The organism is Epilithonimonas hungarica, from assembly GCF_900102265.1.
Taxonomy (GTDB): Bacteria; Bacteroidota; Bacteroidia; order Flavobacteriales; family Weeksellaceae; genus Epilithonimonas; species Epilithonimonas hungarica.
Window position 1 is genome coordinate 39,025 of record NZ_FNBH01000001.1, and the last position, 21,137, is coordinate 60,161.

Genomic DNA, 21,137 nt, shown 5'->3' on the forward strand with positions numbered 1-21,137 from the left:
TTATTAAATATTTCTTAAAATTAAAAGATTTAACATTTTATTGTGAATATCAAATATGTTGCCATAAGAAAAGTTTGGTGTGATTTTTTATAATTAGTTGTTATAAAAAAGCAAAAGTTATGAACTCAGAAATTGTTTTTAATAAGGACTCAGAAACCGGAGTTTACGTGATGAAAGTTTACAAAGCCGATGTTTCCACGCTTTGGGATTATTTCACAAAGTCAGAATTGATTGACCAATGGTGGGCGCCAAAACCTTGGAAATGTGAAACCGAAAAAATGGATTTTCGTGAAAATGGAATTTGGTTATATGCGATGAAAGGTCCCGATGGAGAAAAAGAATTTGCCTTAGCCAGTTATGGTGAAATAATGCCTCACAGAAGTATTGCTTGGACAGATGCTTTTGCGGACGACAAAGGAAAAATTAAAACAGATTTACCACAAACTTCTTGGCTGATTGGCTTCACAGGAATCGATGAAGGCACAAGAATGACTTTCAATCTGCATTTCAATTCACAAGAAGAACTCAATCAGCTTCTCGAAATGGGTTTTGAAGAAGGTTTCAAAATGGGATTGAATCAGTTGGAGGATATTTTGGAAAAAAATCAATCTTGATAATTTTCTCGCAGATTAAGCAGATTTTGAAGATAATAACTTAAAAAAAATCTGTGTCATCTGCTAATTCTGCGAGAATCAAACTTTAATCCAAGGAAATCTCTTCGTCAATAAAATATTGGATGATCGCTTTTTTCATTAATAGCGATTGTTCATTGGGTTTCAATTCAGGAAGGTCGTCCAACTTTTCAAATTGTGGCCAGCCATCTTCATAATGCGTGAATTTGTAATAACCAAAAGGCTCCAGCAATCTGCAAACTGCGATGTGAACCAAATTGACTTTATCATCTTTCGTAAATTTCTGTTGTCCACTTCCTAACTCCTGAACACCAATAATGAATAGAAAAGTTTCTATTGGAGGATTTTTCTCTGTTTGAAAGTTAACTTCAAAAAAGTGTTCTATTTTTTTCCAGATTTCGGATTCTGTCATTTTTTATTTCCTTAAAATTTTGTCCATAGATTTCCCTTTTGCCAATTCGTCTATCAATTTATCCAGATAACGAATCTTCTGCATCAGTTCATCTTCTATATCTTCTACACGATAACCACAAATCACACCAGTTATTTTTGAAACATTCGGATTGATATCAGTCTCAGCGAAAAAATTTTCAAAATCCACTTTATTATCAATAATGTTCTGAAGTTTCTCAGAATCATAACCTGTCAGCCAAAAGATGATCTCATCAACTTCAGCCTTGGTTCTGCCTTTCTTTTCAGCCTTTGCAATGTAATGCAGATAAATGCCGGCGAAAGACATTTTGTAAATTCTGGTGTTTTTCATCTTATTAATTATTCGATGTTGTACTCAATAATCGTTTAGCGAAGAACTAAAATAAAACCAAAACTCTGGCTAAAATTTAAACCAGAGTTTCAGTAATCTTGCTGCGAATTTACAAAAAATGAATTTTAATTTCGGATTTCCAGAATCATCGCTGTTTTGGCAGGAATATCTATTGTATTCTTAAAGCTAAAATCTTTTCCGGAGATAACATCTTTTGCATTGAAGTTATTAGGAATCATTTCTTTGTATCGATTAATATCAAGCGTTACTTTATCATTATTTTTATTGAGCAAAATCATCACTTTTTGATTGTCTGTATATCGGAAGTAAACATAAACATCATTATTTGTAGGTGCATAATGTTTGAATTTTCCATTGGCAATCGCATCACTTGTTTTTCTCCAATTAAGTAAAGACGAAAAATATTTCTTCGCTTCTTTTTCTTCATTATTTAATCCTACTTCTGTCACAGCATTTTTAGAATCACCTTTCCAGCCTCCATAGAAATCGCTTCTTCGTTGTCCGTCGCTTCCTGCTTTATCATTGGTCATCAAAACTTCTGTTCCGTAGAAAAACTGAGGTGTCCCGCGCATCGTCATATACATTGCAATCCCAAGCTTCCAATCATCAAAATTTTTATTGAGACGGGAATAGAACCTGTCCAGATCGTGGTTGTCCGGAAAAATCAGTTGATTGTAAGGATGTGGAAAAAGGAAATCATTTGCGACACCTTCATAAACTTTTCTCCAGGACGAAAACCAACCACTTTTTTCATTAAGTGCAGAAACGATATTATCATTAATGGAAAAGTCCATCATCATCGGCATATAACTTTTGTAACCATCATTGTTTTCCTTGTCGATTTGCCAATAAGAGGTCTGCGCGATGTTTCTTGACATTTCTTCGGCAACGATGTTCATTTTAGGGTATTCTTCGAGAATGGTTTTGGTCCAATCCGCCAGGAAATTTTTGTCAGAATAAGAGTAGGTATCCACACGCAATCCGGAAAGTCCGGCATATTCTATCCACCAAATAATATTCTGGGTCAGATATTTTGCCAACAAAGGATTTTTCTGATTGAGGTCTGCCATATGGCCATCGAACCAACCATTGAGATATTCTTCCTTGTCAATTTCGGTTGCGTAGATGTCTGTGATGGTGGTTTTAAGATGATTGGTTCTTATTCTATTTTCCGAATCAGGATAATTGATCCAACTTTTCTCTGGCAAGTCTTTGACAAAATAATACTCTGAGCCACAATGATTAAGCACAACATCCCAAATCAATCCGATGTTTCTTTTCTTAGCTTCCGTTGACAGTTTTTTTAAATCTTCATTGCTTCCAAATCTTGGGTCAATCTTGTAAAATTCAGTCGCCGCATAACCGTGATAAGAATAGGTCGGCTCATCATTTTCAATCAAAGGTGTGTTCCAGATCTGAGTATAACCTAAAGACTGAATATAATCCAAATGATCAATGATTCCCCGAATATCACCGCCATGTCTGGCGTCTTCATTATTCCTATCAAGTTTTTGTTCCAAAGTTGTTTTTATGATGTCATTTTTTTCATCACCATTCGAAAATCTATCCGGAACAATCAAAAGAACCGCATCTTTTGAACCGTAACTTTCCCGATTGGCGCTGTTTGTTTCCCGTGCATAAATTGGGAAATCTTTTATCAGAACTACTTTTTTATTCTTTGAAAATTTGATTTTTACAGTTCCTGCTTTTGCTTCAGGACTGATTTCCAAGGTCAGAAAAAGATAGTTCTTGTTTTCAACCGTTTTATTTTCAGTAATAGTAACTCCGGGATAAGAAATCTCAGTCTGTAAATCTGAAATATCTTTGCCATAAATTAATAAAGTGACCGAATTATTTTTCATTCCAATCCACCAATTGGCAGGTTCAATCCGTTCAATCTTTTGAGAAAGAATGAGATTGAAACTGATGAAGAGTAAAAGTATTACAAGTGATTTTTTCATTTTATAATTGAATTTGAGATTGTTATTTTTTCAGAAGAAAATCCAATGGGATTGAGAATCTTTTGCTCCAGGAATTTTCGCTGTGGTCAGCCGATTCGAATTTTCTGGTTGTCCAATTATTTTTGTTAAAGCCTTTTCCTTTCATTATCAAATCAACTTTGTTCTGATATTTTTCGTAATGACCGTCCAATCCTTCCGTTCCAAAATCGAAATAGATTTTGTGCGTTTTCGGGGTTGGAAGTTTTTGTCTGAGATAATTTTCGAAAGCAGAAGGGATTTCGTCATTCAAAAGGTCTGTGATTCCAATCCAATGAGTCGAAAGACTAGCTGAACCACCAAAAATCTCTGGATATTCGCAAATCGCATACATGGATATCAGTCCGCCCATACTGGAACCGGCGATGTAAGTATTGTCTCTGTCTTTCAGAGTTGGATAATTTTTATCAATAAAAGGTTTCACCTCTTGTACAATGAATTTCAAATAGTTATCCGACTGAATTTTTCCCAGAAAATATTTTTCAAGCGTTTGATTTTGCAATTCTTCAGATAAACTTTCAAAAGCTTTTTGCGGAAAATATTCTGAATGTCGGGTTGCTCCGGTATTCCATAATCCGACAATGATGCAGTCTTTCAGTTTGATTTTTTTTCTGAGTTCTGTGTAATTTTCATCCACTTTCCATTCGGAATTATTCCAATTGATTGAACCGTCAAAAAGCATTTGTCCGTCGTGCATATAGAGAACAGCATATTTTTTATTCGGGTTAAAATTCTCAGGCAACCAGATATCTACATTTCTCGGAGCAACATATTTCGAAGGAAATTGATTGATTATTAGGATTTTACCAGAACTCACAGCAGGAATCGAAGTCTGAATGACATCTTTGTAGCGGTCTTTGATATCGACATATTTCTTGATGGCTGTTTTATATTCGTCAAGATTTTTTGGCTTTCTCCAATCCGGGTCCGGAAAATTGTTCTCAATGTAAGTCCAGTCTTTTCCTGTGAAAAAGTCTTCATCGAAAGTACAACCTGTCAAATCTTTAAACGGTTTGAGGAAAATATAACCGTCAAAAAAATCTTCCATTTTGAAATCAGAATGACAAAAACTGAAGAAACTATTGTCCGAAAGTTTCCCGACTGGCGTATTAATCAAATCGAATCCAATCTGCGGATAATTGAGTTTCTGAAGCGCATTCTCAAGTTCTCCGTTCGCAGGCGAAACATAAGCCGGATTGTATTGCGTTTTGGAAAACATCGGTGTGTGGAACATCATATTGAAAACCTTATCGGGCATTAATTTATACAGACGATTTCCGACCATTCCGTCATCATAATCACAGAAATCATCATTGTTTACTTTCAGGATTGGCATTCTGTACTTTGTGAAAACGTGAACGTGTCCCATATAAATCAAAGCTTTTTCATTTTTATCAATGATTTCCTTTTTGATAATTTCAGTTCGGAACTGGTCAGGCGTTCCAAGATTGAAAACCGCTTTCATATTCTCGGGCGTTCTTGCGCCACCTTTGAAGTTTTCCCAACGGTATTGATAACTTAGATTGACGATTCGGAATTTTTTCGCATCAGGTTTTAAGGTTTTATTGAATTCCCAAACCGCTTTGTAGATGTCAAAATATTCTTTGTAAGCCCAGCCGACATTGTAATAAAAGAACAAATCTTTAGCTTTTCGTTCATCAAATATTTCTGCATTCAGCAATTCATCCAGCTCTTTTTGCTTTTCAAAAGCACCAAATTCCATACAGAGATTGTAAACGCCTGCCTGATATAAATCCGGAATAATGCTCTTGACAAAATCAAGGTTTTCTTTCACAGCGTGGTCTTCTCCCAACAAAACGAGAGGATAATTCCTGAATTTAGAAATTAGATAATCTTTTGGATTTTTTGGATGTTGCTTCAGATATTCTACAGCTTCAAGCGTCGCTTTATTTTCCTGACCGAATCCTAAAATCGGAAAAAGAAATGCTAAAAATAAAAGTGAAAATTGAATTGGAAGTTTCATTTTTTAATTTGAATTTTGAACAAAAATATTCCTCCTCTCCTTTTACTACAAGGCTTTTGGACAAACGACAGGTTATTCTGTACAAAAAACAGACTAGGAAATTACTGAAGATTGTTTTAGGATAAATAATTACATTTGGAGAAGATTAAAAAATATGAACCAATCGTTTTTTAAACATTTCAAATCCAAGTTTTGGATGAAACACGTTTTATATTGGACGGCGTTCGTTCTGTTTTTTGGATTGGTCTGGGGCGTTTCGGATAACAATTATTCGAGAAATATCTTGATTCAGATATGTTGTCTTCCATCGAGGATGTTATTGGTTTATGTTACGCTTTTTTATCTCTTTCCGAGGTTCTTCAATCAGAAAAAATATTTCAGTTTCTTTATCTCTTATGTGATATTGGTCGGACTGATAAGTGTTTTTATCCAACGTCCTTTGTTTCTTTATTTTATTCAACCGAATTTTCTTCCGGAGTTTAAGAATAACGGCTTTTTCATCCTGTCAGAAATTATGAATACCGCTCTGGATATCAATATCGCAGCGATGATTCCGGTTGCCTACACTTATCTGACCACAATTGAAAATCTTCAGAAAAATAACTCAAAGTTAAATGAAGAGAATAAATTGTTAAAAGAAGATGCTGTAATTCAGGATAATAACGATGATTCTTACATCAATCTGAAAGTCGATAAAAGCGTAAAGAAAATCAAGATCAATGATATTGTTTTTGTAGAAAGCCTCCGGAATTATTGCAGAATAAAACTAATTGATTCGGAAATCACGGTTCTTAAAACATTGACATCAATTCAGGAATTATTGCCCGAATCCAAATTTGTCAGAATCCACCGCTCTTTTTTAGTTAATAAAGATAATATTACCTCAGTTTCTCCCAGCAAGATCGAGATCAATAATATGACGATTCCTGTTGGGAGAAAGTATAAAGATGAGGTTAAAAAGAAGATGTTATTGGTCGATTTTTAACAAAAAGGCATATTCCAACGCAATTTCCTTCAAACTTTCGAAACGCCCGCTTGCACCGCCGTGACCAGAACTCATATCGGTTTTAAAAATCAGAATATTATTATCCGTTTTCAATTCTCTTAATTTCGCTGTCCATTTTGCTGGTTCCCAATATTGAACCTGGGAGTCGTGAAATCCTGTGGTAATTAAGGTATTAGGGTAATTTTTAGCTTCGATATTATCATATGGCGAATAGGATTTCATATAATCATAATATTCCTTCTCATTCGGATTTCCCCATTCATCGTACTCTCCGGTTGTCAAAGGAATTGTCTCGTCCAACATTGTCGTCACAACATCTACGAAAGGAACCTGCGCCACAACTCCATTGAAAAGTTCCGGATTGTAATTCATCACTGCACCCACCAAAAGTCCGCCGGCACTTCCGCCCATTGCATAAAGATGTTTTGGCGAAGTGTAATTTTCTGATATTAAGTGTTTTGCAGCATCGATGAAATCAAAAAACGTGTTTTTCTTCTGAAGCATTTTTCCGTCTTCGTACCATTCTCTTCCAAGGTATTCTCCGCCTCTTATGTGTGCGATTGCAAAAATATAACCTCGGTCTAATAGTGATAATCTTGTACTAGAAAAGCTTGCATCAACGGTGTGGCCATAACTCCCGTAACCGTAGAGTAGAAGCGGTGTATCTGCAGATTTTTTGGTGTCTTTGTGATAGACCAAAGAAATGGCAATTTCTTTTCCGTCCCTTGCATTTGCCCAGATTCTTTCCGAGATATAATTTTCTGAGAAGAATTTTCCGCCCAAAACTTCCTGTTCTTTCAGAAGTTTGATGGTTTTTTCCTTCATATCGTATTCGTAAGTGGAAGAGGGTTTTGTCAATGATGTATATCCGAAACGTAGTTTTTCTGTATCGAATTCCATATTCGTTCCGATGTAAGCTGTGTAAGTCGGGTCCGAAAATGGCAGATAATGAGAATCTCCGGTTTTGCTTTCTATGATCTTGATTTGAAGAAGCCCTTTTTCCCGTTCTTCTATGACAAAATAATCATTGAAAATCTCAAAACCTTCCAGTAATACATTTTCTCTGTGCGGAATGAAATCTACCCAGTTTTCAATTTCTGGTTGAGAAACTTTCGTCTTTACTATTTTGAAATTTATGGAATCATCAGCGTTTGTAATGATATAAAAATCATTCTGATAATGCTCTACAGAATATTCCAGATCCTCTGTTCTTTCCTGAATAATTTTCCAATCTGCAAAAACATTATCAGCTGGAATGAATCTGTGTTCATCTTCATTCGTACTTGACGAAGAAATAAAGATGTATTGTAATGATTTGGTCTTGAAAACATTAACGTCAAAGGTTTCATCTTCCTCGTGGAATATCAGAAAGTCTTTTTCCGTATTGGTCCCTATTTCGTGTCTATGGATTTGAAAGGCTCTCAGACTTTCATCTTTTCTGATGTAGAAAACGTGTTGGTTATCACCTGCCCAAACAGCTTTTCCGGTTGTGTTTTCGATTTTATCTTCGAGGATTTTTCCGGTTTTGAGATTTTTGAAGAAAATGGTATAAATTCTTCGCCCGGTTTTATCAGAAGAATATGCAATGAAATCATTGTTTACACTGACAGAAACGCTTCCGATATCAAAATATTCTTCGCCTTCTGCCAGAATGTTCACATCTAAAAGAACTTCTTCTTCATTTTCCAAAGTTTGAAACTTCCTTGAGAAGATCGGATATTCTTTCCCATCTTCATAACGGACGATATACCAATATTGATTAAAAAAATAAGGCAAAGACTGGTCGTCTTTTTTGTAACGGGATTTCATTTCCTCATATAATTCGTTTTGAAGGTCTTCCGTGTCCTTCATTACAAAATCGGTGTAAGCGTTTTCTTCTTCGAGGTATTTTATAACCTCTGGATTTTCACGTTCATTCATCCAGAAAAAAGGGTCGTTTCTTTTATCGTTGTGAATTTCGAGAGTTTTATCTATTTTTTTAGCTTTTGGAGCGTTCATTTGAAATTGTATTAATTAAAACCATATAGACACATAGATTAAATTTTTATCTGAGGGAGAATAAATATCGTCTATTTAAACTTTAACATTCAATTAATTATTCAGAAAAACGATGTGTCTATGTGGTTAAAGTTTTCTGAAGTGATTTGCAGATTTAACAAAAGTAAACAAAAAACCATCTTCTCAGAAAGAAGACGGTTTTGATTATGTGGTCAACAATTATTTATTGATGCTTCTGACATATTTTTCTATGGCCATTGTCATAGATGGTGTTTCTTTGGTTGGTGCCATTACATTGACGGTCAATCCTGCTTCTTCTGCAGCGGCCTGGGTTGTTGTTCCAAAAACCGCAATTTTGGTATCATTTTGTTTAAAATCAGGAAAATTGATTCCTAATGATTTTATTCCCTGATGGCTGAAAAACACCAACATATCATAATCCTTGATATTGATATCGGTCAAATCACTTGCAACGGTTTTGTACATTATTGCTTTGGTCCAATCCACATTAGCGGCATCCAGAACTTTTGGAATTTCCGGGCCTAGAACATCGGAAGAAGGCAAAAGATATTTTTCGGAAGGATATTTTTTGAATAGAGCAGCCAAGTCAGAGAAATTCTTCTCTCCGAAACTGATTTTTCTTTTCCTGTAAACAATGTGTTTCTGCAGATAATTGGCAATCGCTTCTGACTGGCAGATGTATCTCATAGAATCTGGAACAGAGAATCTCATTTCCTCAGCAAGACGAAAATAATGGTCGATTGCATTTTTACTCGTGAAAATTATCCCGGTATATTGGGCCAGGTCAATTTTCTGGGTTCTGAGTTCTTTCGCATCCACACCTTCTACGTGAATAAAAGGACGAAAATCGATTTTGATTTTCTCTTTTTTTGCAATTTCCAAATAAGGTGATGATTCATTCGGAGCAGGTTGCGAAACTAAAATAGATTTGATTTTCATCTTATAACGTGTATGTTATATTAATAAAATAAGAACTTCCAAAGCACCAAAACGGGTACTATTTGAAGCGTGCAAATATACAAAAATTTATAATACCATTTTTCGGGTAAAATAGACTGGTTATGGAAAATATATATTAAATTTTTCAAAATGAATGAGCCAACAACCAGACCAATAATGAAATAGAAATATTTTACCAAGTCAATTGGGAAAAAATAAAGGGCAAATGCAGCAACAATAAAAGCAATGGATTCCAAAAAATAGAATTTGCTTGAGACCAAGGTCAATCCTTTCAGATTTTTACCGCTGCCAACACTGGAGTAGAAGAGGAAGGTCAGTATATTTTTGATGATGTCAAAACTCAACAACGTCAAAAATGTAAAACCGAATTTGTTGATCTGAAACCCGAATACATCAATGGAAAACTGCTTTGGAACAATCGGGACAAATTGTGATAATAGAAGTGCCGTCATTACACATTTCACGGTAGAGATGATCAGCCAGGACGGTGTAAGATTGTTGGAGTCTTCTATTTTTTGTAGCAAAAAGTCCTTGATATTGGCATCTCTTTGGAAAACAGACAAAAGAATAATATATATAAAGATACTCCCAAGAATACAATATACCACCCAATCATTATGCTCTGCGATTCTTACCAACGGTCAAAAATTTTTGCAAAAATAAGAATTAGAACGGACAGATTTGTTTATTGGTCAATAAAAATTCATTTTTCTTTGTAATGCTTTCGTGATGTTTAAAATAACATAATTGATGATAAAGAAATCTATGAAACATCGTGTTATGATGAGTGGAAAAATGAATGTTTTTTTATTGGCCTGGGTCTATCAAAAAATAAAAGCTAATATTTTTCAATTTTCCGACATTTCACATTGTTAATATTAAAAGTATGTTAAATATTCTTTTTTTCATGATTAAACCACTATTTTTGTATAATTATTGATTTGGTCTATTAGTTTTGAAAATGATTTCAAGAAAACTGATAATCATTGTTGATATAATCTTATCGTTATGGCGCACTCATACAAAGCTATTTTCGAAAATAATAAAAAGTGGGTTGAGTCAAAGATTTCGGATGACCCGGAATATTTTCACAATCTTGCCAAAACACAACATCCCGATTATCTCTATATTGGATGTTCTGATAGTCGTGCAACGGCTGAGGAGCTGATGGGATTAGGGCCAGGCGAGGTATTTGTGCACAGAAATATTGCCAACGTTGTAAACACTCTGGACATGAGTTCTACAGCTGTTATCCAATATGCCGTGGAACATTTGAAAGTGAAGCACATTATTGTTTGCGGACATTATAATTGTGGTGGCGTAAAAGCAGCGATGACATCTCAGGACCTTGGTCTATTGAATCCATGGTTGAGAAATATCCGGGATGTTTACAGACTGCATCAGGAAGAATTGGATTCTATAGATGAAGATAAAAAATACGACCGCCTTGTGGAACTGAATGTTCAGGAGCAATGTATCAACGTCATCAAAATGGCCTGCGTGCAGGAACGTTATATCTTGGAAGAGTTTCCAGTTGTTCATGGCTGGGTCTTCGACCTTAGAACGGGAAAAATAATCGACCTCGAGATCGATTTTGAAAAAATATTAAAGGACATTCAGAAGATCTATAACCTGACAGACTCTGATTGGGTGATGAGCAGAAAAAAATAAGCGCATCAAGAAAGTATATGAAGTATCTAAGTATCATAACATTAATGGTTTTTCTAAACTTTACGGCTCTTCCGGGAATTGCCGCACTATTTGGTTGGGAATTGCCGAGAACCAATGTTTTGGTCAGCGAAGAGGAACATTCCCACTCGAATAATACGATCATAATCTACGAAAAAACAATTCCTAAACCGATGGATATCCATGATTTCCTTAAGTTTTATGAAGCGGACACTCATAATAAGATCACTGTGAACTGGGAATCTACATTATATTTTCCACCGTCACTCAGTATATTCTCCCCTCCACCCGAAGCTTAATATACCGTAATCGTTTTTCTACAAACGTTTTCTTTGTGCTGTTATTTAATTCTCAGCAACTAAATTTCGTATTAAGTCAATCAACATTTTAAAGAATAATTGATATTCGTTATCAATGACTTCTGCTATTTTATTATGCAAAAATCAAAATCTTTGCTGGGAGGGATAAAAGAAAATTTCCCATCCGGATTGGTCGTATTCCTTGTGGCACTACCATTATGCCTCGGTATCGCATTAGCCTCGGGAGCACCACCATTATCAGGTATCATTTCAGGAATTGTTGGAGGAATCGTAGTTGGGTCTCTCAGTAATTCTAATATTTCTGTATCCGGACCTGCTGCGGGCCTTACCGCAATTGTCTTAGTCGCCATTACTGATATTGGCGCTTTTGAATTATTTCTTTGCGCAGGGATTATTGCCGGTATCATTCAGTTGATCCTTGGCTTTATAAGGGCCGGCAGTATATCCAATTATTTCCCGAATAATGTCATAGAAGGAATGCTTGCAGGTATAGGGATCATTATCATTCTAAAGCAAGTCTCTCACGCAGTAGGGTTTGACAAAGATTATGAAGGACACGAATCTCTTTTCGATAACGGATTCAATATCGGATATTTTACTGAACTATTGGGGGCGATACATCCGGGAGCGATCATTATCACTTTGATATCGATGGGGATCTTACTGGCCTGGGACCAGATTCCGTCCCTTAAAAGATTGAAGTTATTGCCTGGTGCCTTGGTCGCAGTTATTGCTGGAATTTTGATCAACGAATTTTTCCAGATTTCCGAAAGCTCATTAGCTGTTTCGCCGGAACACCTGGTTAATCTGCCTGTTCCTACTTCTTTGGAGGAGTTTCAAAATCTAGTGACATTTCCTGATTTTGCAGGCTTTACAAATCCTAAGGTTTGGGTCACCGGGGCAACCATTGCAATAGTAGCATCTATCGAAACGTTACTTTGTATAGAAGCATCTGACAGATTGGACGTTAGAAGAAGGATCACAGATACGAATCTGGAACTGAAAGCGCAGGGAATCGGGAATCTGGTCAGTTCATTTATTGGAGGATTACCAATGACATCCGTCGTTGTAAGAAGTTCCGCCAATGCCAATGCAGGGGCAACGTCCAAAGTATCAGCAATCATACATGGTATTTTATTATTGATCTGTGTATTGACAATCCCTGTTATATTGAATTTGATTCCATTGGCAACATTAGCGGCCGTTCTGATCTTGGTAGGTTATAAATTGGCAAAACCTGCAACGTTCAAGCATTTTTGGCACAATGGGAAGTACCAATTCATTCCTTTTGTGGCAACTGTTGTAGCCGTTGTGGCAACCGATCTTTTGAAAGGTGTAGGAATTGGATTGCTGATCTCTATTGTTTATATCTTACAAGGGAATATGAAACGTGCCTACTACCTTAGCAGAGAAACATTGAACGACGCCGACGAGATCACGATAAAATTGGCGGAGGAAGTTTCCTTTCTAAATAAAGCGGCAATCAAGAAAACATTGAAGAACATCAAGTCTGGCTCGAAAGTAATCATCGATGCAAAAACGACTTCTTATATAACAACAGATGTACTGGAAATGATCCAGGATTTTGCCAACGTAAGAGCAAAAGAAGAAGACATTGATGTTGAACTGATAGGATTCAAAACTTCGTATAGAGATTATGCGAGCGATCAGGATTCTCATGTGGTGGTAACACATAAAAGAGCCATGTAAATTATCAAATTTTTAATTATTAACAATTAAAAAAACGCACTTAAAATTTAAAAAATATGAAAGCACATACATCGGAAACACAATCTACTATCAACCCAGAAAAAGCATTAGAGATTCTAAAAGAAGGGAATCAGAGATTTGTGAACAATCTGAAAGCAAATAGAGATCTTTTGGCGCAGGTGAATGACACCCGTGAGGGGCAATGGCCATTTGCGGTGGTATTAAGCTGTATCGATAGCCGTACATCTGCTGAACTGATCTTTGATCAAGGCCTTGGCGATATCTTCAGTGTAAGAATTGCGGGTAATTTTGTAAATCAGGATATTCTTGGATCTATGGAATTTGGCTGCAACGTTGCAGGCTCTAAACTAGTTGTAGTTTTAGGCCATACCAAATGCGGCGCATTGAAAGGAGGATTGGATGCCGCAAAGATAGAAGGTCTGGGAATGGATAATCTCAATCATTTGATCGGACATTTTGACCCGATCATCAAAAATATCATTAAAGATGGTGAAGAACGCTCTTCTAAGAACGAAGATCTTCTAGAAAGATTGAACCATCACAATGTAAAACATGCCATAGAAGATATTCGTAAACAAAGCGCAACTTTGAAAAGGCTGGAGGACGAAGGTAAGATCAAGATCGTTGGCGCAAATTACGACGTAGAAACCGGCGTTGTAACTTGGTTATAGAAAATATTTTTTCTTCATACAATTAGGGTGGTAGGCCGGATAATTTATTATCCGGCCTACTTATTTGCTTCAGGAAAAATGAATTTTATTCAAATTAAAAAAATAATAATCTGGCAGGAGTTTATAGTAAAAACCAGCAACACTATAAAATAATTATTACATATATATCAAAATTTTATTGATATTAACTATATTTGAAAAAAACTATGAGAAGAATTTTACACCTTTGTATTTTAAGCATCGGGATTATGTCTGCACAAAACTATGGTCTCAATGAAAACTTCGAGAATGAAAGCAGTTCGCCATCATGGTCCACATTGGATCTAGATGGAGACGATAAAACCTGGAAACTCCAATCACCTCAGGATTGGACCACGGCATTAGGATTTAGTGGGTATGTGTATGTTTCTGATTCATATGACAGTACAGCCAATCAACCCTTAAATCCGGATAATGTATTAGTTTCCCCAACTTTTATTTATGAATACCCAAGAATAAAAAATGGCAATGCTTTATTAGGAATTTCATTTAAAATATCAGCTTCAGATCCCGTCAGGTATTCTGAAACTTATGCGTTGTATCTTTTACCAGCAACACAAACTTTTACAGGAAACGAAACACCTGTGTTTTTTGAGACATTGGATTCTGGAACAACTTCCAAGAATATATTGGTTGAAAAATGGGACTGGGACACTTTTGGTCAGGAGGTAAGATTATATTTCAGACATTATAATAGTCCCAATCAGAAAGCGCTGGTCATAGACGATATCATCAATTATAATTTTACAATGTCTACCAATGATGTGGTACTGAAAAACAAAACAGTAATTTTTCCTAATCCGACAAAACGTTTTATCCAAATTGATCTAAAAACCGAGACAGTACAGAACGTGGAAGTGATAGATATTTCTGGAAGAAAACATCAGGTAAAATTTAAAAATAATAAAGTAGATTTGGAAGGGTTAAAATCAGGCGTTTATTTTATAAAAATAAATACTAAACTAGCTTCCTACATCAATAAATTTATAAAAGAATAAGAAGCTAGAGAGCTCACTTTCCATTGAAAGCACTCATTGTATTCTGAACACCCGCAAATACAAAAGATAAAGCAGCTTGGGAAAACTTCTCGATTCGTTCCGGCAATTTTGAGTACTCCTCTTCATTCCACTTTCCAAGCACATAATCTATTTGTTGACCATCTTTGAACTCTGCAGAGATCCCGAATCTCAATCTAGCATATTGATTGGTATTAAGAACGGCTTCTATATTTTTCAATCCGTTGTGTCCGGCTGGACTTCCTTTCATTTTCATTCTCAATGAACCAAAAGGTAATGCCAGATCATCAGTAATAATTAAAATATTTTCCAACGGAATATTTTCTTTCTGCATCCAGAATTTGACAGCATTGCCCGAGAGGTTTACGTATGTGTCGGGCTTCAGTACAAATACTTTTCTGCCCTTATATTTGCCTTCAGCAAGTAGTCCGAAATTGGAAGATCTGAAAGGAGCTTCTATCTTTTCGGCAATTTTCTCTGCCACTTTGAAACCGATATTATGTCGTGTTTCTGCATATTCTTCCCCTTTGTTCCCGATTCCAACAAGTAGATATTTCATTTGGAAAAAAATTATTTTACGTATTCAAAAGTAACCGTTCCATATGCAGAAGTTCCAATTGTTGGATAGGCGTCCGCATCATAAACATAGCTCATATTTGAGGTTAACGATTCTGCATTTGTGGTAATTTTGCTAGTTTTATAATTATTGGCTGAGAAACTATAGACAATATTGTTGGTTACATCAAAATGTGAGCTTACCAGTTTGAAAGCTGTTGGTAGATTTCCCAGAGGGTTTTTCTTAGTATCATAACCACTAAAAGACATGTCAAATATAATGGGTGTAACAGTAACAGGACCTGAAATAACTGTTTTTAAGGTGTATTTGTAAGCTGAAACATTATTTCCGGAGAATGTATAATCTGTTTGAAGATTGTACAGATCTTCTGTATTGGTCTCGTCTTTTATTTTTGTAACAATGCTTTTAATTTTGTCCGAATTGTATGTATAAGTCGTTGATGATACATAAATTATACCCCCGCCAGAAGTAGAATTACCCTCTGACTTTGTCAATTTCCCGCCCGTATAAGATAAGTTTTGAGTATTTGTAATCTCTGTCCCCATATCATCTACAGATCTGTATATGATTTTAGTAATATTATCTCCTGTATAGGTCAGATTATAGGAAAAAGAATTATCACTAGATGTCACACTAGTTAGCTTAGTGCCGGAATAATTATAGGTGGCAACGATTTTTTCGCCATCCATATCCACGGTTGTAACCTTCCTAATGTTTTTAACAGTCGAATTATTTGAACCCCCAGAAGAGCTTCCGTCGGTATATTCCACACCATTCAGAAAATCGCCGTTCGCATCCTGACTAGGGTCACAAGAGGACAATGTAAAGATCCCGAAGGCAATTGTAATATAATATAAAATGTTTTTCATTATTTCTTTTTTCTGGTTGCAAAGTTAATTTTTTAAAATTAATTATTTTTTGATGGAAACTATTTGTAATCAAAACTTTCTAAAGAATTTTGACTTTTAAGCTGATTCAATTCTTCTAGATAAGTCGTAAGTTGTTTTTCGTTTAGAGTTCCGTTTTTCTTATAAATCTCAACTCTTCTTTTGACTTCAGAATCAAAATAGGTTTTGAAGCTTTCAATCGTTTCCTTCTTGTTCCACAGATCATAGTATTCGCAGATATTGCCAAGGAGGTCATTTAGCTCTTCGGTTGTTTTTTCGTCTGTATTTTTGCCAAAAGCCTTTACCGAACAATAGATGGGTTTTCTATCCGGTTCCGTTTTGGTCATAAACTCGCGGTACTTGTCGTCAATCAGAGATTCGATTTGTTCTTTGTTGAAGTAGATATCTTCATCAATGTCTTTCATCTTTACAAAATCTCCGGAACTGTAATTATTATTAAAACGATAATTCGCATAAACCACAATTTCACCTTTTCCCAAGCCTGGCGAGATCCCATAGCGTTCTGAAAGATAAAACAGAGCCGGCTCAGAGTAATCGATATTGTCTTTTAGATTTGCGACAAACAGTTCGATTTTTGTTCCATCTTTGTCTGTGGCGATTCTTTTTTCCAAATCTCGATAAAATTGGTATTCATACAAAGTGTCCGAAGCTTTTTTGAAATAGCGGATGGGCGATTCTGCACTGTAAGTCCGGAAACCATTACCAGAAACATACTTTTTGTTATAAAGCAAACCATCCATTCTGTAGATATTTTTCCGATAAGCATAATAGAAATTAATTGTATTTCTAATGGATTTTTTCTCAGAATTAAATTCAATGGAATAAACGGGAACTGATTTATCCTTAGAATTAAATTTTACCGAAATCCCCGCTTCATTATCTGTCTCGCTTAGAAAAGTCATTTCCTTATCGTAGTGGTATTTCAGGGTTTGGGCATTGTAACAACTAATGGATATTATGAAAATTAGTAGTATAAATTTCTGTTTGATTAGATTGAAGGGGAAAATAGTCATTAAATCTAAATTTCAAAGAAGTTATACGTTTCTATTATCTGGATTTTGTTCCAAATATTCAACAGTCTGGGCAAGTTCTTCCAGAGCCAAATCCGTCCATAGAATTTCAAGGCCTTTTTCCATAGATTTCCCTTGCTTTGGAATGTGGATTTAGTTTTCCTTCATTCGCTTGAGCAATTCCTTTTTCTATAGATTGTTTTTCAACATCAGAAATTTCATCCGCCCAGTCTTTTTTTCTTTCACGGGAAATCAAATCTGAGATCTTTTCAAGAAAACTCAAATCTTCAATTGTAGATAACCATTGAATTAGCTCCAGTTTTTTATTTTGTATCTGTAAATCAGTATTCATTTCTAAAATTTTATTAATCAAATATAATCAATTTTAACCCAAAATCCTATTCAAAACCAGATTCACGTCATCTACATTTTTCACATTATCTTTCCTCATCATCAGCTGATTATTCTTTTCTTTTAACGTGGCTTCTGCCGGATTTTGTGTAAGATAAGATATGATTTTTTTGAATTTTTCACTTTGATAGAATTTGTCCTGAGGATTCGCAGGGAAATAGCCTAAGAAAACTTTGTTCTTCACCACCAATCTATCAAATCCAATTTCCGCCGCGAGCCATTTCAGTTCTACAGATTTCAGAAGATTAATCGCTTCACTTGGCAATTCTCCAAATCGGTCTTTCAGTTCATTTTCAAAAGCTTGTAACTCTTTCGCATTCTGGATGTCTGCGAGTTTTTGATAAAGCGACAAACGTTCTTCTGTCGAGCTCACATAATCATCAGGCAACATCAATTCCAAATCTGTATCGATGTTGACTTCTTTGGTCGATTTGAAAAGTTTGTTTCTGTCTTCTTCATTTTCGAAAAGATTTTCAAAATTCTCATCGTCTTTCAATTCTTCCAAAGCTTCCTGCATCATTTTCTGATAAGTTTCAAATCCCATTTCGTTAATAAATCCGCTTTGTTCTCCACCAAGCAAATCTCCGGCTCCTCTGATTTCCAAATCTTTCATCGCAATCTGGAAACCACTTCCCAAATCCGAAAATTGTTCAATCGCCTCAAGACGTTTTCTCGCATCGGAAGTCATCATATCAAACGGAGGCGTTATCAGATAACAAAACGCTTTTCTGTTGCTTCGTCCAACTCTACCACGCATCTGGTGCAGATCCGCCATCCCGAATCTATGCGCATCATTAATGAAAATCGTATTCGCATTTGGAACGTCCACACCACTTTCTACGATGGTTGTCGCCACTAGAACATCATATTTCCCTTCCATGAAATCGAGGATATTTTGTTCCATTTGTTTTCCGTCCATTTGTCCGTGACCTGTGATCACTCTTGCATCGGGAACCAATCTTTGAATCAATCCGGCAATGTCCTTCAGATTTTCGATCCTGTTATTGATGAAATAAACCTGTCCGTCTCTTTGCAATTCGTAAGAGATCGCATCACGCAGAATCTCTTCATTAAAGCCAACAATGCTCGTATCAACGGGCTGACGGTTTGGCGGAGGTGTTTTGATCACGGATAGATCTCGTGCCGCCATCAATGAGAATTGTAAAGTCCTCGGAATTGGCGTTGCGGTCAATGTCAACGTATCGACATTGGTTTTCATCGTCTTCAATTTATCTTTTACCGAAACTCCGAATTTATGTTCCTCATCAATGATCAATAAGCCTAAATCCTTGAACTTGATGTCTTTACCAACCAACTGATGTGTTCCGATGACGATGTCAATTTTACCGTTTTTAAGACCTTCTTTGGTTTCCGATTTCTGCTTCGCCGTTCGGAATCGATTTAAATAAGAAATATTGACAGGGAAATCCTTCAAACGTTCTTTGAAACTTCTGTAATGCTGAAAAGCCAGAATCGTGGTCGGAACCAGAATTGCGACTTGTTTACTGTCCGTTGCCGCTTTGAACGCCGCACGAATCGCAACTTCTGTCTTCCCAAATCCAACATCGCCACAGATCAATCGGTCCATAACGCCTTCATCTTCCATATCTTTTTTCACGTCCAAAGTCGCTTTCTCCTGGTCAGGCGTATCTTCGTAAAGGAAACTTGCTTCCAATTCATTCTGAAGATAAGAATCCGGTGAATATTGGAAGCCTTTAGCGGTTTTTCTTTCCGCATATAATTTAATCAAATCAAAAGCGATTTGCTTGACTCTGGCTTTCGTCTTCTGTTTCAGGGATTTCCAAGCAGGCGAACCGAGCTTGCTGAGAACGATTTCTTTTCCGTCCGGACCGTTATATTTTGAAATTTTATGAAGGGAATGAATACTCACATATAGCAAATCTCCATTTTTGTAACTCAGTTTAAAACATTCCTGGATTTTCCCGTCATTATTGACTTTCACTAATCCCATAAATTTCCCAATCCCGTGGTCGATATGCGCAATGTAATCGCCAACTTTCAAAGACATTAAATCTTTGAGTGTCAGTTGCTCCGATTTCGCAAAAGTATCCTTGGATTTGTAACGCTGATATCGGTCAAAAATCTGATGGTCTGTGTAAAACAGAATCTTGTTTTCAGAATCTACAAAACCTTCGTGCAATTCGGATTTGAAACTTTTGAATGGAATCTCGTGCTCCAATTCTTCAAAGATCGATTCTAATCTTTCCTTTTGTTTTTCACTCGAAAATGAAATCCATGTGTCAAAACCCTGATTTTGCTTCTCTTCCAAATCCTGAATCAACAATTCGAAATTTTTATGAAAACTCGGCTGTTGTGTTTGGCTGAGTTCTATATTATGAATCTTTGGAAGTTCAAAAGTCTGTGAACTGAAATCAATCGTTTTGAATTTGATTAATTTATTCTGAAACTCCGATTCAGAAATGAATAATTCGTCAGGTGTTCTATGTTTGATGTCTTTGCTTAATGTCTCAAATTTTTCTATTGCTTTTTCGTGAAAATCCCTGATTCTTTTGGTGGAAAGGTAAAGATTCTTTGAAACCACAAAACTGTCATCCGGCAATAATTCAAACAAAGAAACTTTGCTCCCGGAAACTGAAAAATTCATATTGGAAACCAACTGGAATTCATCGATTTTATCCAGAGAAAGTTGAGATTCTATATCAAAAGTTTTGATGCTTTCCACTTCATTTCCAAAAAATGTGATTCGGAAAGGTTTCTCATTAGAAAAAGAAAAAACATCCACAATTCCGCCTCGGACAGAGAATTCTCCCGGCTCTGAAACAAAATCTGTTTGGTTAAATTGATAATGATTCAGCAATTCATCCACAAAATCAAAATCCAATTGGTCGCCGACTTTTATCTGATGAGAAATTGCTTTGAAATCTTCCTTTTTCAAAACTTTTTCAGACAAAGCGCCGACAAAAGCGACAATCACTTTTGGTGATTTACCTGAATTAAGTTTATTGATAACCTCGGTTCTCAGAACGAGATTCGCATTTTGAGTTTTCTCAACTTGGTAAGGTTCCAGATGTGTTGCAGGAAAATAAAGCAAGTTTTCCTTACCCAGCAAATCTTCCATTTCTGCATTGACGTAAAGCGCATCTTCCTTTTCATCAACAAGATAAAGAATTGTTTTGTTCTGAGTCAAAAAAAGTTCCGAAGCCAAAATTGAAACTGCAGAACCCGCACTTCCTTTGACCGAAATATGCTGATGTTTTGATATTTGTGAAAAAATCTCGTTCCCGAATTGTTTCTGAAGCAAGTCTGGCAATAGATTTTGATTGATTTTTTTTAATTCCATTAATGTAGGTATAAACGCAAAAAGCGATTCCGAGATATTTTCGGAATCGTTATTTGTTACA

The 21,137-nt window shown here is 35.9% G+C and carries 19 protein-coding genes; 7 read left to right on the forward strand and 12 right to left on the reverse strand.

Going from position 1 to position 21,137, the window contains the following annotated elements; genetic code table 11:
- The first annotated feature begins 119 nt into the window (after window positions 1-119).
- Complete coding sequence (locus BLT30_RS00235) at window positions 120-614, forward strand: SRPBCC family protein (protein WP_089870397.1); 495 nt, start codon at window positions 120-122, stop codon at window positions 612-614.
- Between the two features lie 85 nt (window positions 615-699).
- On the opposite strand, the gene BLT30_RS00240 is transcribed toward BLT30_RS00235, so the two are convergent.
- The 4 genes from BLT30_RS00240 to BLT30_RS18305 all read right to left on the reverse strand — a co-directional run bounded on the left by BLT30_RS00240 (window position 700) and on the right by BLT30_RS18305 (window position 5,397).
- Complete coding sequence (locus tag BLT30_RS00240; RefSeq protein WP_089870399.1) at window positions 700-1,044, reverse strand: hypothetical protein; 345 nt, start codon at window positions 1,042-1,044, stop codon at window positions 700-702.
- Between the two features lie 3 nt (window positions 1,045-1,047).
- Entirely contained in the window at window positions 1,048-1,395 is a 348-nt protein-coding gene (locus tag BLT30_RS00245; protein WP_089870401.1) for a DUF2200 domain-containing protein, read from the reverse strand.
- A gap of 125 nt (window positions 1,396-1,520) precedes the next feature.
- Complete coding sequence (locus tag BLT30_RS00250; RefSeq protein WP_089870403.1) at window positions 1,521-3,377, reverse strand: glycoside hydrolase family 13 protein; 1,857 nt, start codon at window positions 3,375-3,377, stop codon at window positions 1,521-1,523.
- A gap of 22 nt (window positions 3,378-3,399) precedes the next feature.
- Complete coding sequence (locus tag BLT30_RS18305) at window positions 3,400-5,397, reverse strand: alpha/beta hydrolase (RefSeq protein ID WP_245707081.1); 1,998 nt, start codon at window positions 5,395-5,397, stop codon at window positions 3,400-3,402.
- 196 nt (window positions 5,398-5,593) lie between these two features.
- Between BLT30_RS18305 and BLT30_RS00260 the strand changes: the two genes are divergently transcribed.
- Window positions 5,594-6,382 carry a LytR/AlgR family response regulator transcription factor gene (locus BLT30_RS00260; RefSeq protein ID WP_175487109.1) on the forward strand — a complete coding sequence of 263 codons (789 nt, stop codon included), beginning with the start codon at window positions 5,594-5,596 and terminating at the stop codon, window positions 6,380-6,382.
- On the opposite strand, the gene BLT30_RS00265 is transcribed toward BLT30_RS00260, so the two are convergent.
- The 3 genes from BLT30_RS00265 to BLT30_RS00275 form a co-directional block, all read right to left on the reverse strand.
- Window positions 6,365-8,401 (reverse strand): S9 family peptidase, encoded by a 2,037-nt coding sequence (locus BLT30_RS00265; RefSeq protein ID WP_089870406.1) that lies wholly within the window; start codon window positions 8,399-8,401, stop codon window positions 6,365-6,367. The genes BLT30_RS00260 and BLT30_RS00265 overlap by 18 nt on opposite strands.
- A 219-nt stretch (window positions 8,402-8,620) precedes the next feature.
- Window positions 8,621-9,361 (reverse strand): uroporphyrinogen-III synthase, encoded by a 741-nt coding sequence (locus BLT30_RS00270; RefSeq protein ID WP_089870408.1) that lies wholly within the window; start codon window positions 9,359-9,361, stop codon window positions 8,621-8,623.
- A 20-nt stretch (window positions 9,362-9,381) separates the two neighbouring features.
- Window positions 9,382-10,020 carry a DUF4271 domain-containing protein gene (locus tag BLT30_RS00275; protein WP_089870410.1) on the reverse strand — a complete coding sequence of 213 codons (639 nt, stop codon included), beginning with the start codon at window positions 10,018-10,020 and terminating at the stop codon, window positions 9,382-9,384.
- Window positions 10,021-10,390: 370 nt separating this feature from the next.
- On the opposite strand from BLT30_RS00275, the gene BLT30_RS00280 reads away from it, so the two are divergent.
- From BLT30_RS00280 to BLT30_RS00300, 5 genes are all read left to right on the forward strand, one after another.
- Window positions 10,391-11,053 carry a carbonic anhydrase gene (locus tag BLT30_RS00280; RefSeq protein ID WP_089870412.1) on the forward strand — a complete coding sequence of 221 codons (663 nt, stop codon included), beginning with the start codon at window positions 10,391-10,393 and terminating at the stop codon, window positions 11,051-11,053.
- A gap of 17 nt (window positions 11,054-11,070) precedes the next feature.
- On the forward strand, window positions 11,071-11,370 hold the full coding sequence (locus tag BLT30_RS00285) for a hypothetical protein (protein ID WP_089872808.1): 300 nt from the start codon (window positions 11,071-11,073) through the stop codon (window positions 11,368-11,370).
- Window positions 11,371-11,505: 135 nt separating this feature from the next.
- Window positions 11,506-13,101 carry a SulP family inorganic anion transporter gene (locus tag BLT30_RS00290; protein ID WP_089870414.1) on the forward strand — a complete coding sequence of 532 codons (1,596 nt, stop codon included), beginning with the start codon at window positions 11,506-11,508 and terminating at the stop codon, window positions 13,099-13,101.
- 56 nt (window positions 13,102-13,157) lie between these two features.
- Window positions 13,158-13,793 carry a carbonic anhydrase family protein gene (locus BLT30_RS00295; protein WP_089870416.1) on the forward strand — a complete coding sequence of 212 codons (636 nt, stop codon included), beginning with the start codon at window positions 13,158-13,160 and terminating at the stop codon, window positions 13,791-13,793.
- A gap of 206 nt (window positions 13,794-13,999) precedes the next feature.
- Entirely contained in the window at window positions 14,000-14,830 is an 831-nt protein-coding gene (locus BLT30_RS00300; RefSeq protein ID WP_089870418.1) for a T9SS type A sorting domain-containing protein, read from the forward strand.
- 13 nt (window positions 14,831-14,843) lie between these two features.
- Here the strand turns inward: BLT30_RS00300 and pth are convergent, their stop codons facing one another.
- The 5 genes from pth to mfd all read right to left on the reverse strand — a co-directional run bounded on the left by pth (window position 14,844) and on the right by mfd (window position 21,076).
- Window positions 14,844-15,407: an aminoacyl-tRNA hydrolase gene (gene pth, locus BLT30_RS00305; protein WP_089870420.1), complete on the reverse strand. Its 564-nt coding sequence runs from the start codon at window positions 15,405-15,407 to the stop codon at window positions 14,844-14,846.
- An 11-nt stretch (window positions 15,408-15,418) separates the two neighbouring features.
- Window positions 15,419-16,294, reverse strand: a complete 876-nt coding sequence (locus BLT30_RS00310; protein ID WP_089870422.1) for a hypothetical protein — start codon at window positions 16,292-16,294, stop codon at window positions 15,419-15,421.
- A 59-nt stretch (window positions 16,295-16,353) separates the two neighbouring features.
- Window positions 16,354-17,235, reverse strand: coding sequence for a hypothetical protein (locus tag BLT30_RS00315; protein WP_139166543.1), 882 nt, complete (start codon window positions 17,233-17,235; stop codon window positions 16,354-16,356).
- Between the two features lie 217 nt (window positions 17,236-17,452).
- Window positions 17,453-17,695: a hypothetical protein gene (locus BLT30_RS00320; RefSeq protein WP_089870426.1), complete on the reverse strand. Its 243-nt coding sequence runs from the start codon at window positions 17,693-17,695 to the stop codon at window positions 17,453-17,455.
- Window positions 17,696-17,728: 33 nt separating this feature from the next.
- Window positions 17,729-21,076, reverse strand: coding sequence for a transcription-repair coupling factor (gene mfd, locus BLT30_RS00325; protein ID WP_089870427.1), 3,348 nt, complete (start codon window positions 21,074-21,076; stop codon window positions 17,729-17,731).
- Between the last annotated feature and the right edge of the window lie 61 nt (window positions 21,077-21,137).

Excerpts from the sequence above, each read along its gene's own strand:
- pth (WP_089870420.1), bottom strand. The coding sequence starts at position 15,407 with ATGAAATATCTACTTGTTGGAATCGGGAACAAAGGGGAAGAATATGCA.
- BLT30_RS00310 (WP_089870422.1), bottom strand. The coding sequence starts at position 16,294 with ATGAAAAACATTTTATATTATATTACAATTGCCTTCGGGATCTTTACA.
- BLT30_RS00250 (WP_089870403.1), bottom strand. The coding sequence starts at position 3,377 with ATGAAAAAATCACTTGTAATACTTTTACTCTTCATCAGTTTCAATCTC.
- BLT30_RS00260 (WP_175487109.1), top strand. The coding sequence starts at position 5,594 with ATGAAACACGTTTTATATTGGACGGCGTTCGTTCTGTTTTTTGGATTG.
- BLT30_RS00280 (WP_089870412.1), top strand. The coding sequence starts at position 10,391 with ATGGCGCACTCATACAAAGCTATTTTCGAAAATAATAAAAAGTGGGTT.
- BLT30_RS00290 (WP_089870414.1), top strand. The coding sequence starts at position 11,506 with ATGCAAAAATCAAAATCTTTGCTGGGAGGGATAAAAGAAAATTTCCCA.
- BLT30_RS00265 (WP_089870406.1), bottom strand. The coding sequence starts at position 8,401 with ATGAACGCTCCAAAAGCTAAAAAAATAGATAAAACTCTCGAAATTCAC.
- BLT30_RS00315 (WP_139166543.1), bottom strand. The coding sequence starts at position 17,235 with ATGACTTTTCTAAGCGAGACAGATAATGAAGCGGGGATTTCGGTAAAA.
- BLT30_RS00285 (WP_089872808.1), top strand. The coding sequence starts at position 11,071 with ATGAAGTATCTAAGTATCATAACATTAATGGTTTTTCTAAACTTTACG.
- BLT30_RS00240 (WP_089870399.1), bottom strand. The coding sequence starts at position 1,044 with ATGACAGAATCCGAAATCTGGAAAAAAATAGAACACTTTTTTGAAGTT.
- BLT30_RS00235 (WP_089870397.1), top strand. The coding sequence starts at position 120 with ATGAACTCAGAAATTGTTTTTAATAAGGACTCAGAAACCGGAGTTTAC.
- BLT30_RS00320 (WP_089870426.1), bottom strand. The coding sequence starts at position 17,695 with ATGAATACTGATTTACAGATACAAAATAAAAAACTGGAGCTAATTCAA.
- mfd (WP_089870427.1), bottom strand. The coding sequence starts at position 21,076 with ATGGAATTAAAAAAAATCAATCAAAATCTATTGCCAGACTTGCTTCAG.
- BLT30_RS00245 (WP_089870401.1), bottom strand. The coding sequence starts at position 1,395 with ATGAAAAACACCAGAATTTACAAAATGTCTTTCGCCGGCATTTATCTG.
- BLT30_RS00295 (WP_089870416.1), top strand. The coding sequence starts at position 13,158 with ATGAAAGCACATACATCGGAAACACAATCTACTATCAACCCAGAAAAA.
- BLT30_RS18305 (WP_245707081.1), bottom strand. The coding sequence starts at position 5,397 with ATGAAACTTCCAATTCAATTTTCACTTTTATTTTTAGCATTTCTTTTT.
- BLT30_RS00300 (WP_089870418.1), top strand. The coding sequence starts at position 14,000 with ATGAGAAGAATTTTACACCTTTGTATTTTAAGCATCGGGATTATGTCT.
- BLT30_RS00270 (WP_089870408.1), bottom strand. The coding sequence starts at position 9,361 with ATGAAAATCAAATCTATTTTAGTTTCGCAACCTGCTCCGAATGAATCA.